Here is a 12033-nt window from a genome sequence, read left to right on the forward strand (position 1 = left end):
CGGGCTTTTGTAGTGAGCGGGGCAAGCCCGCTCGCCACAGATTATTGCCGTGTTCTAACGACGCTCATTCGCCCCACTATGGGTAAACGAGCAGCCAGCCCGAACACCGGCGCCGTTACCCGCAACAACCCACCCGATACCTTCGCCGCAAACGGTGTGTAGTACCCCCAGCCCAACGCCAACAGTGCCAGCAACACTCCGCCGATGTAATCGTCTTGCCCCCAATGTGCCCCCGCCACCAGGCGCGGCATCATGAACAGCAGCGTCAGGGCCCAGATCACCAGCACCTGGCCGATGCGCTTGGCGAACACGGTCATGAACATCCCCCAGATCAGCAGTACCGACGCATGGTCCCCCGGGAAGCTCTGACTCGAACGGTCCTTCAACTCCCAGGTCTTCTCCAGGCCCGGGAAGTAGTCACTCATCTGGATCGCCCCGCTGATCACCATGGACGGGCTATTGTGTTGCCAGCCCATGTGCGCGGCGAGTTTGGAAAACAGCATGCGGATAAACAGCAACAGCAACAGAATGCCGATAAAACCTAACAAGGCCTGGCGCACTTGCACCGCCTTGAACACCCAATCGCCGCGAATCAACAGCATCAGCAGAATCACCCCGACCACTGCATCGAACGGTCGCAAACTGGCGACAGCCCACACGTGCAGCCATGTGGAACTGCTTGCCAGCGGGTCATTGAGCAGGTGAAACAGCCACTCGTCGAACATCACACACAGCATCTGGCCGGTGGGCCACAGCCAAAAACACAGCAGCCCGATAGCGAGTAGATTGCAGACGGCCCATCGCCCGAGGTTCCACTTGGCTTGGAACAAACCCGGATTGTTCATAAACTGTCCCTCATGGCTCTAGAAACCGCACCAAAACGGTGCTAAAGCGTTTAATTCTATAAACCTTGTAATCATTTTGTCATCAATTCAGATACCCAGACCTATGACTGATCTACCGGATACCGACTTCACCCAACGCTTCATCTTCGACGAGAGCGACGCCCGCGGCGAACTGGTCTCGCTGGAGCGCAGCTATGCCGAAGTCCTTGCCAAGCACCCTTATCCGGAGCCGGTCGCGCAACTGCTCGGTGAGCTGATGGCCGCGGCAGCGTTGCTGGTGGGCACCATGAAGTTCGACGGTTTGCTGATTCTGCAGGCGCGTTCCGAAGGCCCGGTGCCGATGCTGATGATCGAATGCTCCAGCGAGCGTGAAATCCGTGGCTTGGCCCGTTATGAAGCCGATCAGATCGCGCCGGATGCCACCTTGTCCGACCTGATGGCCAACGGCGTGCTGGCAATTACCATCGACCCGACCGAAGGCCAGCGCTATCAGGGCATCGTCGATCTGGATGGCGAAACCCTGTCGGACTGCTTCACCAACTACTTCGTCATGTCCCAGCAGGTGGGCACCAAGTTCTGGCTTAACGCCGACGGCAAGCGCGCCCGTGGCCTGTTGTTGCAGCAATTGCCGGCTGACCGTATCAAAGACGACGATGATCGCGCAGAAAGCTGGCGGCACATCATCGCCCTGGCTGACACACTGAAAGCTGAAGAATTGCTGGGCCTGGACAACGAAACCATCCTGCACCGCCTTTACCACGAAGAGGCCGTGCGACTGTTTGACGCACAGGGCCTGCGCTTCAACTGCAGTTGCTCGCGTGAGCGTTCGGCCAATGCGCTGGCCAGCCTGGGCCTGGAAGATGCGCAAAACCTGGTGGTGGAGCACGGTGGCCATATCGAGATCGACTGCCAGTTCTGCAACGAGCGCTACCTGTTCGATGCGGCCGATGTAGCGCAATTGTTCGCCGGCGCAGGCATCGACACCCCTTCCGACACCCGCCACTAAAACGTTTAAGCACAGGTAAATCACCTGACAAACGCCGGATTAGCGCAGTTCTGACGGGAGGGCCCTACTCTTTTTGGGCTTTTCTGGCATAATCCGGCCCACTTTTTTCGCGGTAGTAGTGCGCAACTTTCTACTACAAAACGTTTGGAGCACTCGGCCATAGGCCGACGGGGAACCTCATGACGCAAGCCAACAACGCCGTATACACCGATCTGAGTGTTGACGATCTGGTTAAAGAAGCCCTGCAGCGTGGTGAAGGCGTGCTCGCCGATACTGGCGCGCTGGTCGTCGAAACCGGTCACCGTACTGGCCGTTCGCCGGTCGACCGTTTCATCGTTGAAGAGCCATCCACCCAGGCTTCCATCGCCTGGGGCCCGATCAACCGCAAGTTCCCGGCCGACAAGTTCGATGCCCTCTGGGCTCGCGTCGAGGCATTCAACAACGCGCAAGAGCATTTTGTTTCCCACGTTCACGTAGGGGCTTCCGAAGACCACTACCTGGCTGTGAAAATGACCACCCAGACTGCCTGGCAGAACCTGTTCGGTCGTTGCCTGTTCATCAACCCGGCCCAGTACAACCCGGCCGGTCGTGACGAGTGGCAAGTGCTCAACGTGGCCAACTTCGAATGCGTGCCAGAGCGTGACGGCACCAACTCCGACGGTTGCGTGATCCTCAACTTCGCACAGAAAAAAGTCCTGATCGCCGGCATGCGCTACGCCGGTGAAATGAAAAAAGCCATGTTCTCGGTGCAGAACTTCCTGCTGCCGGCTTCCGACGTACTGCCGATGCACTGCGCCGCCAACATCGGCGAAGCAGGCGACGTGACCCTGTTCTTCGGTCTGTCGGGCACCGGCAAGACCACCCTGTCCGCCGACGAAAGCCGTTACCTGATCGGTGACGACGAACACGGCTGGGGCGAAGGCGTGGTGTTCAACATCGAAGGCGGTTGCTATGCCAAGTGCATCGACCTGTCCGAGAAGAACGAGCCGGTCATCTGGAAAGCCATCAAGCACGGCGCCGTGCTGGAAAACGTGGTGATCGACGAAGCTGGGCACGCCGACTACACCAACGTCAGCCTGACCCAGAACAGCCGCGCCGCCTACCCGCTGGAGCACGTGGCCAAGCGTTCCGAGAAGAACCTGGGCGGCGAGCCAAACGCGGTGATCTTCCTGACCTGCGACCTGACCGGCGTACTGCCACCGGTGTCGATCCTCAGCGAAGAACAAGCGGCCTACCACTTCTTGTCCGGCTACACCGCACTGGTAGGCTCGACTGAGATGGGTTCCGGCGGCGGCATCAAGTCGACCTTCTCCACCTGCTTCGGCGCACCATTCTTCCCGCGCCCGGCTGGCGAATACGCTGAACTGCTGATCAAGCGTATCCGTGGCTTCGGCTCCAAGGTCTACCTGGTCAACACCGGCTGGACCGGCGGCGGCTACGGCGTCGGCAAGCGCTTCAACATCCCGACCACTCGCGGCGTGATTGCAGCGATCCAGAGCGGCGCGTTGGTCGGTGCTGAAACCGAACACCTCGACACCATCAACCTCGACGTGCCATTGGCCGTACCGGGCGTTGAGACCGGCCTGTTGAACCCACGTAACACCTGGGCCGACAAGGCTGCCTACGACGAAGCGGCGAAGGCGCTGGCCGGTCTGTTCATCGAGAACTTCAAGAAGTTTGAAGTGAGCGATGCGATCAAGGCCGCGGGTCCCAAGTTGTAAGATTCAGTCGTTGTGAAAAAGCCGCCTCTTGTGAGGCGGCTTTTTTGTGCGTGTCGGATTAGTCGGCGATATGTAAAACCACTGCGCCGACCAGTACCAGCACAACCCCCAGCACCTGCACCGCCGACAACCGCTCCTTGAAAAACATGAATCCCAGGATCGCCGCAATCCCGCCCGACAACGTACTGATCACCGTCACCACCGAAACCGACCCCGCCATCGCCCCCCATGAAAACGCCGAGAACCCGCCGAGGTTCATCAAGCTCGCCCCGGTCAGCGTCGCGCAGTTTTTCAGCGGTGGGATTTTCAAGCCGTCCTTGATCTTCAACACCATCACCAGCAGTACGCACAGGCCCACCAGGTAACCCAGCCACAGCATGGTGATCGGTCCCAGCGCCGGCAGTGTGTAGCGGCCTTGCAGCCAGAAGCTGGTGCCATACAGCAGGGCGGCGAGCATGGCGTAGGCGATCGACTGGCTGGGGTTGTTGTGGGGGACGCCGTTGTCCTTATGGATGCTGGAGAGGATCACGCCGATTACACACAGGGCGATGCAGCCCAGTTGCGTCGGGCTGATGTGTTCACCGCTGGCCCAGGACAGAAGTGTGGTCACCACGCCGTAGGAGGTCACCAGCGGCGCCACGATGGCGGCTTTGCCCAGGGCGAAGGCCTTGGACAGTGCAAGAGCGCCGGAGACAGTGAACAGGGCGGCAGCGATGCCCAGCAGCCAGACGCTCAGCGCGGCGTCGAGGGCTTTGAACAGGAAGGTCGGGAGGATGACCAGCAGCAGGGTCATGATCAGAAAGCCCAGCGCCTGGCCGAAATACACCGCGCGTTTTACGCCCACGGCGCGGGCGTTGAGGCCCACGAGAAAATCCGTGCCGCCCCAGAGCAGGGCGGCCAGCAGGCCCATTGTTACGTCCATGTAAGGTCCTTGTTGTTTTGAGCACGCTCATCGAATGTGAGAGGGGACTTGCCCCCTGCCACAATTTGAGTACCGGTGTGCCTGGAGTTTGTGTTCGCTCAGCTCAGGTTTTCCAGCGTCTGCGTGTCCCAGCTGTGGGTCTTGATCGCCAGGTAGAGCATGCCGATGGTCAGCGGCACTTTTTCGCCGCGCCCCTTGGCCCGGCGCTTGAGGAACACATCAAACACCGGCGGGTTGAAGTAACGATAAGTGTCGTAGTCACCCAAGTCGAGGGCGAATTCCTGCTCCAGCGCTTCCATCAGGTGCTTGGCCTCACTGCCGTCGCAGCCCAGGTCGAAGTTGATCGAAGTTTGCAGGCGGATCGTCTTGTGTTTGGGCAGGCCGATTTCTTCGTGCAAGAGCTGCAGGAGTTGCTGCATCACGGGGTCTTCGGGGAAGTTGAGGGCGAGGTTCATGGTGGGGGCACGCAGGAGTGGGTGATTGGCTTTTACTTTGCAATAGATATTCTGAGTGCTCAATAACCCGATGCCTGTCACGAAGGCGATTATCGGCAGGCTCCCAAGCTGAGCACCTCTGATCCATGAGGTGGCATACAACAGAAGTATTGGGCCGGTGACCAAGAGGCAGAGTCCAAACCATCTTCTGAGCACTGGTAGCCTTATTGACCTGTCAATTATGGCGGCCAGTGCGATGAGGAGGAGCAGATAAATCCATTCGATGTATTCGTTCATCGTCTTAGCCACTCTGGAGCTGTTGAGCCGTGGCCGATATGTTGAGTCCTTTCAATGTTCACTTGTATTTGCCGGGGCTGCTGAAAGGGCGCCAGTTTCAGTCAGAGAAAGGTGAGTTTTATAGAGGGGTGGGCAGGAGTTTTAAGCAGTTTCAGAGGGGGATGTCGTGGTATTTGGAGGTTTCTTACAGGGCTTTCCGGGATTTGTGGCTTGCAGTGACTTAACAGCAAAACAGGCAAGTGATGTGAGGGGGGGGGGGGGGCTGGGGTGTGTCAGTTGCCGACCGGCCTACTCACACACCGCTCAAAAATCGCCTCCAGCCCCCGATAATCACAGGCCACCGCATCAATATTCGCTGGTATCCACGCCGCGTGCTTCACCAGCCACCAGTTCACTGAAAACCCGGCATTCACGATGATCTGCTCGAACAAGATCCGTTGTGCTCGGCCATTACCTTCGCGGAAGGGATGGATGACGTTGAGGTCGCCATAGGCTTCGGCAATCTGCTTCACTAGCTCGGCCTGGCTCGCCCCGACATACCAGTTCGCTGCCTCCATTTGCCGGATGATCTTCGCCGCTTCCGGCGGGATGCGTTCCGGGGTGCAGAACAGCGTGTCGCCCTTCTGGATGTTGACGCTGCGCAGTTCACCGGCCCAGTCGTAGAGGTCGCCGAACAGGACGCGGTGTATGTGTTGCAGGCGTTCGAGGTCGTAGGGCGGCGGGAAGAGATGGAGGTTGCCTACGGCGATTTCGGATAATTCCCGCTCGGCCTGGTGCAGTCGGGTTTCGTCGTGCAGATCGAGGCGGTTGCGCAGGACGCTGCTACCGGGATAGCAGTACGGATCCTGGCCCACCCCGTATTTGTCGAGCATCAGCGTGGGGTGTTGCGGTACTTGGCAAGGACGGCTTCACGGGTCGGCAAGGGCTTGTCGACGTCGGCCGGTTGGGTGTCGAACCCTTCCAGGCGCAGGCTGGCCAGGTAATTGGAACGGCGGATCTTGTGGTAATGATCCTGTTTTTGCTCAAACGTCGGTTCGCTCATGGCAGCGTACTCTTGGGTAGCAAGGCTTGATTGTAGCGCAATGCTTCAACAGGCAGGCGGGATAAAAACCACGTCACATTCTGTATAAATAATCCGCCAGCCCACGCATTTCGGAGTATGTTTCACCGCAAAATCTTGCAGGGCGATTCCGCCCGCTACTTAAAGGGAGTTAAGCATGGGTTTGCTGCGTGTTGCTTCGGCAATGTCATTGTGTGCGGTCGCGTTTTCAGTCCAGGCGGCGCAATTGCCGATTGAAGTGCTCAGTGCGGTGGTCAAGGACCAGAAAATCGCCGACGCCGAGGTGTTGCTGCAACGCAACGGTGCGCAGAACGTAGTGGGCCGTACCAACGCCCAGGGGCAAGTGACCCTCACCAGCGAAGCCGCAGACGATGCCACCAATCTTCTGATCATCAAGAAGCCAGGCTACTCGAACCTGGTGGTGAAGTGCCCATGCGCCGGGATGACGTATGCCATCAGCCCGGTGATGGAAAACCTCGACGGCCTGCGTGTGGTACTGACCTGGGGCAAAACCCCGGAAGACCTCGACTCCCACATGATCTTCCCTGGCAACAATATCTACTTCGAGAACAAGACGGGCACCGACGCTGAACTGGACGTGGATGACGTCGACAGCTACGGCCCGGAAACCATCACCCTGCAGAAAAAACACTACGGCGAAAGCTACGTGTATGCCGTGCATGACTTCACCAACGGCGGCAATCCAGGCTCGCGCCAGCTGTCCAACAGCGAAGCCAAGGTATTCGTGTACATGGGCCAATCGCTGGTGCGTACCTACTACGTGCCGAAAAACCGCAGCGGCAACCTGTGGACCGTGTTCCGCATGACCGGCAGTGGCGACTTCCAGGACATCAACACCTTCAGTGGCGTGACGGTGAACGCGGCGAACGTGCTTAACGAAGTCAAACCGTTGCTGGATGACAGCGTGGCCGTTACCGCTGTGGCGGTGAGCTCTTCTGCACAAGCCGATGCAAAACGTCTGAACGTGCAAGGTGAAGCGGCTTACCAGGCCGGCAAGCTGGACCAGGCTATCGACCTGTTCCGCCAGGCTATCGAGTTGGACAATGGTTTCGGCAAGGCCTACGGCAACCTGGGCCTGGCGTATCAGAAGGCCGGCAACACCGCCGAGTCGATCTGGGCCAATCGCAAGGCTATCGCCCTCGCCACGGGCGCGAACGCTGCGACGGTGCGAGCGGGCGCTTACTACAACATTGCGCGGATCTACGAAGCGGCGGGGCAGTTCCCGGATGCGTTGCGTCACTACCAGTTGGCCAAGGAGCAGAAGGCTAACCCGGTGTATGACACGGCGATCGAGCGGGTGCAGAACCGCTGATACACAGCGACAAATGCTCTACCGACAACGCGCCTTAGGGCGCGTTGTTTGTTTGGGCGCGATTACAGGCGCGAGGCAGCGTCCAGGTCCATCAACCCACGCCCATAGGCTTCGCTGTTGGCGTAGATGCCTGTTCGATTGGCGGTGCTGAGCAGGCGGTCACGCACTTGTTGCGGCGTCATTTCGGGAAAGCGACTTTGCAAGGCAGCCAAGGCGCCGCTGACCAGCGCAGCGGCTGGCGAAGTGCCGGCCGTAGGTCCGTAGCTGCCGTCCTTGTTGGTGGTCAACAGCCCTGCTCCACCGTCACCTCCCGGTACCGCGATGCACCAGCGGGCCGCGAGGCCGCAATAGTTGGACTTGAGATTGATGGCGGTGCCGTCGCTCTTGAGTGCCATGACGGCTATCCAGCCCTTCTCCAGTTCAGGCACCAGTGCCGGCAGGCCGGGCTCGGCAAGCGGCTCACGCTTGACCTCATTGCCGGTGGAAAACACGAAAACATCACCCTCGGCGACCAGCTTTTTCGCCACGTCCAATGAGTCCCCCATCAAGCGTTCATAGATGGGAACTTCGTTGGTGTTGGCTTCGATGGGATTGGCCCATGAGTTGCTGAAGATCCGTGCGCCCTTTGTGTGTGCGAGCGTCCAGGCCTGGGCAATTTCACTGTCAAAATAAAAAGGCTCCTTGTCATCACCGAAGCGCATGGGAATCAACTGGGCGTTAAACGCAATGCCGTGGATGCCCTGGTCGTTCTTGTTGGCGGCGAGAATACCGGCCATCTGGGTGCCGTGACCCTTGATATCGAGGGTTCCCGGCTGGTGGCGCACAAAGTCGTAGCCCGGGTCGGCCACGCGACCGTAGAACTCAGGCAGGTCCTGGTTCAGGCCTGAATCGATCAGTGCCACTTTGACACCCTGGCCTGTGCCACCCCGTGCGTAGAGTGCTGATGCCTTGACGACGGGCAGGGCTTTTTGCGCCAGGTACTCGAGGGTATCAAAGCGCTGTGTATCCGGCTCGGCGGGCTTTGGGGAGGGTGGGGTCACGCACCCCGACAGCAACAGCGGCAATGTGAGCAGGCTCAGGCGTAGCGATGGGAATACTGGCTTGTGCGACATTCACGACTCCGGGTCGGGCGCTTGTGATCAGGCATGTTAATGTCTTCGTTTTTGCGTCGGCCTGCTGGTTTTCTCTGTATCAGTTTGTAGCGTTTATCCCCGACCTATTCTCGATCGCTGATCTATGTTTTTGACTCCCTCAGCGGTCAATGGAGTGACAGCCTATGCACGACACCCTCCAACAGGTCTTTGGTTATCCACAGTTTCGTCCGGGCCAGGAAGAAACGGTCAGCGCCATACTGGCCGGGCGTTCGGCGGCCGCTATTTTCCCTACCGGGTCGGGCAAGTCCCTGTGTTACCAGCTGTCGGCGGTATTGCTGCCGCACCTGACGCTGGTGGTATCGCCGCTGTTGGCGTTGATGCAGGATCAGCTGGGTTTCCTGCAGCGCCATGGCATTGCGGCGGGCAGTATCGACTCGGCCCAGAACCGCGATGAGGCCAATGAGGTCATGGCCCGTGCGCGGTCGGGCGAACTCAAGATCCTGATGATTTCGGTGGAGCGCTTGAAGAACGAGCGCTTCCGTAACTTCCTGCAAAGTGTGCGGATCTCGTTGTTGGTGGTGGACGAGGCCCACTGTATTTCCGAATGGGGCCACAACTTCCGTCCGGACTATCTGAAACTGCCGGACTACCAGCGTCAGTTCAATATCCCACAAGCACTGCTGCTGACGGCGACAGCCACGCCCAAGGTGATTGCCGACATGCAGGCCAAGTTCGCCATTGCCCCGGACGATGTGGTCACCACGGGCTTCTACCGGCCCAACCTCAACCTGCTGGTGGAGCCGGTCAGCGGTGCGGACAAGCGTCGCCGGCTGGTGCAGTGGATGAGTGAGCGCGTCGACCAGCCGAGCATTGTCTACGTTACCTTGCAGAAAACCGCCGAGCAGATTGCCGAGCACCTGAATCGCAACGGCATCCAGGCCGAGGCCTATCACGCGGGTTTGCCCCACGATAAACGCGAGGGCATCCAGCAGCGCTTCATGGGTGGACGCTCCAATTGCATCGTCGCCACCATCGCGTTTGGCATGGGCATCGACAAGAGTGATATCCGCAACGTGGTGCACTTTGACCTGCCCAAATCCATCGAGAACTATAGCCAGGAGATTGGCCGGGCGGGGCGCGATGGGCAGCCATCCGACTGCCTGGTGCTGGCCAATCGCGACAGCCTCAATGTGCTGGAAAATTTCGTGTACGGCGATACGCCAGAGCAGGAAGGTATCCGGCGGGTGCTGGAAGAGTTGCAGGCCGCACGGGGCGATGGGCAGTGGGAGTTTTTGCTCAGGTCCTTGTCGGACCTCAGCAATATCCGCGAGCTGCCGTTGAAGACGCTGCTGGTGCAGTTGGAGCTCAAGGGCGTGATCGCGCCGCGTTACGCGTTTTATGCCGAGTACCGTTTCAAATACCTGGTCGAACCTGAGGCTTTGCTTGCACGTTTCTCCGGTGAGCGGCAGCAGTTTGTCGCGGCGATCATCCAGGTTTGCAAGCGCGCGAGGAGCTGGGCGACAGTGGATTTCGACGTGCTGTATCAGCAGCACAACGCCGAGCGCAATCGGGTGGTGAAGGCGCTGGATTATTTCCAGGAGCAGGGCCTGATCGAACTGGAAAGCAAGCAAATGACCGAGGTCTACAGCCTGCTGGAGACCGATTTCGATCCACAGGTGTTGAGCGCTGAGTTATACACAGGCTTCAAGCAGCACGAGGTGGCAGAAGTCGCGCGGATTCACGCCATGCTCGATCTGTTTGCCACCGAACACTGCCTGGGGCAGCGCCTGGCACAGTACTTTGGCGATGAAAATGCACCGCAGCGTTGTGGGCATTGCTCGGTGTGCCACGGTCATGTTGCGCGCCTTCCTTCGCCGCCGGGCTTGCCGCCACTTGTGGATAAGAACTTCATGGAGCTGTGCGGCGATTTTATCCACAGGCATCATGAACACACCGGGCAACTGCCTGGCGCGGAACGCCTGACGCGTTTCCTCGGGGGCATCAGCGTGCCGTTGTTTACCAAGCTGAAGGCGCGAGGTATTCCGGGTTTTGCTGTGCTGGAAGAGTATCCGTACGCCGAGGTACGCGAGTGGGCCCAGGCCCATTTGAATGACCTGTAACTCACTTTCACGAGATGACCCGATGCCTGATACCGTACCGCAACGCGCCGATTTCCCTCACTTCCAGCCGATCATCACGCGTTGGCACGACAACGATGTGTATGGCCATGTGAACAACGTGACCTACTACAGCTTCTTTGACACGGCAGTGAATACCTACCTGATCGAGCAAGGTGGCCTGGATATTCAGGAAGGCGATGTGGTGGGGTTTGTGGTGAATTCGGCGTGTGATTACTTTGCGTCGATCGCCTTTCCCGAGCGCATCGACATCGGCCTGCGGGTGGGCAAGCTGGGCAACAGCTCAGTGCAGTACGAGTTGGCGGTGTTCAAGGCGGGCGAAGAAGACGCCTGTGCGGCGGGGCGGTTTGTGCATGTGTTCGTGGATCGGGGGACGAACCAGCCGGTGACGATTCCGGGGCGGTTGCGCGAGGCATTGCAGCGGTTGATCACCCTGTAGGAGCCGGCAAGCCGGCTCCTGCACTCAGCAACTATCAGTCGCGGTAGTGATGCTTGTTCTTGCGATGCCCATAGGCATGACCGCGCCCACGGTGGTCGTCACGGTCATAACGGCGGTGATCACGGCCACGGCTGCGACGGTCGTCATCATCGCTCTTGTTGCCCATGTAGTTGCCCAGTGCGCCACCGGCACCACCGCCGGCCGCTGAACCGATCAGTGCGCCGGTGCTGCCGCCGACACTGCGGCCCACAACGTTGCCGCCGGCTGCGCCCAATGCGCCGCCAATAGCGGCTTCGCCACGGCTGCGCTTGTCGGCGCCCACCGCACTACCACCCGCGCCACCCAAGGCTGCGCCGATGGTCGAACCGGTGTTGCCGCCTAGCTGCTGGCCAACGACCGAACCCAGAACCCCGCCCAATGCGCCGCCCACACCGGCTTCGGTGGTGCCACCGGCCATGGCTGCGCCACTGACCAGGCCAAGGGACAACAAGAGAATCGAGGAGAACTTCATTAGGGAGACCTCAAGAGGATGACGGCGCGATCCTGAGGCTGTATCTGGATTGTGACAATAGAAATCCGACCAGTAGCACGAGTTGTACACAATTCTATAAGTTACTGTTTTTACTCGGGAACTTAAGTCTGTTTTGCGAGTCTTTAGCTACTTCGGAACGGCCGCTTTTATGCAAAAGCGGCCTTTTTTGTGCCCGAAATTCCTTTTGCGGGTAATTCCCTGTGGCGAGCAGG

12 protein-coding genes are annotated in these 12033 nt (G+C 59.2%); 5 read left to right on the top strand and 7 right to left on the bottom strand.

Going from position 1 to position 12033, the window contains the following annotated elements; all coding sequences use genetic code 11:
* Nucleotides 1–41 precede the first annotated feature (41 nt).
* Nucleotides 42–845 (bottom strand): phosphatase PAP2 family protein, encoded by an 804-nt coding sequence (locus AC3WP7_RS07465; protein ID WP_092248537.1) that lies wholly within the window; start codon nucleotides 843–845, stop codon nucleotides 42–44.
* Between the two features lie 103 nt (nucleotides 846–948).
* On the opposite strand from AC3WP7_RS07465, the gene hslO reads away from it, so the two are divergent.
* A complete protein-coding gene (gene hslO / locus AC3WP7_RS07470; RefSeq protein WP_071492491.1) occupies nucleotides 949–1851 on the top strand; it encodes an Hsp33 family molecular chaperone HslO in 903 nt (300 codons plus the stop codon).
* 179 nt (nucleotides 1852–2030) lie between these two features.
* Nucleotides 2031–3572 (top strand): phosphoenolpyruvate carboxykinase, encoded by a 1542-nt coding sequence (locus AC3WP7_RS07475; protein ID WP_071492490.1) that lies wholly within the window; start codon nucleotides 2031–2033, stop codon nucleotides 3570–3572.
* A gap of 58 nt (nucleotides 3573–3630) precedes the next feature.
* On the opposite strand, the gene AC3WP7_RS07480 is transcribed toward AC3WP7_RS07475, so the two are convergent.
* The 4 genes from AC3WP7_RS07480 to AC3WP7_RS07495 form a co-directional block, all read right to left on the bottom strand.
* Nucleotides 3631–4494 carry an EamA family transporter gene (locus AC3WP7_RS07480; RefSeq protein WP_256575404.1) on the bottom strand — a complete coding sequence of 288 codons (864 nt, stop codon included), beginning with the start codon at nucleotides 4492–4494 and terminating at the stop codon, nucleotides 3631–3633.
* A 98-nt stretch (nucleotides 4495–4592) separates the two neighbouring features.
* Entirely contained in the window at nucleotides 4593–5225 is a 633-nt protein-coding gene (locus AC3WP7_RS07485; protein WP_256575670.1) for a DUF1493 family protein, read from the bottom strand.
* Between the two features lie 272 nt (nucleotides 5226–5497).
* Complete coding sequence (locus AC3WP7_RS07490) at nucleotides 5498–6097, bottom strand: putative adenosine monophosphate-protein transferase Fic (protein WP_102591434.1); 600 nt, start codon at nucleotides 6095–6097, stop codon at nucleotides 5498–5500.
* Complete coding sequence (locus AC3WP7_RS07495) at nucleotides 6097–6267, bottom strand: YhfG family protein (protein WP_016979054.1); 171 nt, start codon at nucleotides 6265–6267, stop codon at nucleotides 6097–6099. The genes AC3WP7_RS07490 and AC3WP7_RS07495 overlap by 1 nt, the downstream gene beginning before the upstream one ends.
* Nucleotides 6268–6442: 175 nt before the next feature.
* Between AC3WP7_RS07495 and AC3WP7_RS07500 the strand changes: the two genes are divergently transcribed.
* Nucleotides 6443–7618 carry a tetratricopeptide repeat protein gene (locus AC3WP7_RS07500; RefSeq protein WP_092248522.1) on the top strand — a complete coding sequence of 392 codons (1176 nt, stop codon included), beginning with the start codon at nucleotides 6443–6445 and terminating at the stop codon, nucleotides 7616–7618.
* A gap of 62 nt (nucleotides 7619–7680) precedes the next feature.
* Here AC3WP7_RS07500 and AC3WP7_RS07505 read toward each other — a convergent pair whose 3' ends face one another.
* Nucleotides 7681–8730, bottom strand: coding sequence for a S8 family peptidase (locus tag AC3WP7_RS07505; RefSeq protein ID WP_102591435.1), 1050 nt, complete (start codon nucleotides 8728–8730; stop codon nucleotides 7681–7683).
* A 164-nt stretch (nucleotides 8731–8894) separates the two neighbouring features.
* On the opposite strand from AC3WP7_RS07505, the gene AC3WP7_RS07510 reads away from it, so the two are divergent.
* Nucleotides 8895–10832, top strand: coding sequence for a RecQ family ATP-dependent DNA helicase (locus tag AC3WP7_RS07510; protein WP_092248516.1), 1938 nt, complete (start codon nucleotides 8895–8897; stop codon nucleotides 10830–10832).
* A gap of 22 nt (nucleotides 10833–10854) precedes the next feature.
* On the top strand, nucleotides 10855–11289 hold the full coding sequence (locus AC3WP7_RS07515; protein WP_102591436.1) for an acyl-CoA thioesterase: 435 nt from the start codon (nucleotides 10855–10857) through the stop codon (nucleotides 11287–11289).
* A 34-nt stretch (nucleotides 11290–11323) separates the two neighbouring features.
* Here AC3WP7_RS07515 and AC3WP7_RS07520 read toward each other — a convergent pair whose 3' ends face one another.
* Complete coding sequence (locus AC3WP7_RS07520; RefSeq protein ID WP_058424794.1) at nucleotides 11324–11800, bottom strand: glycine zipper domain-containing protein; 477 nt, start codon at nucleotides 11798–11800, stop codon at nucleotides 11324–11326.
* Between the last annotated feature and the right edge of the window lie 233 nt (nucleotides 11801–12033).

It is taken from the genome of Pseudomonas sp. FW305-3-2-15-C-LB1, assembly GCF_058787615.1.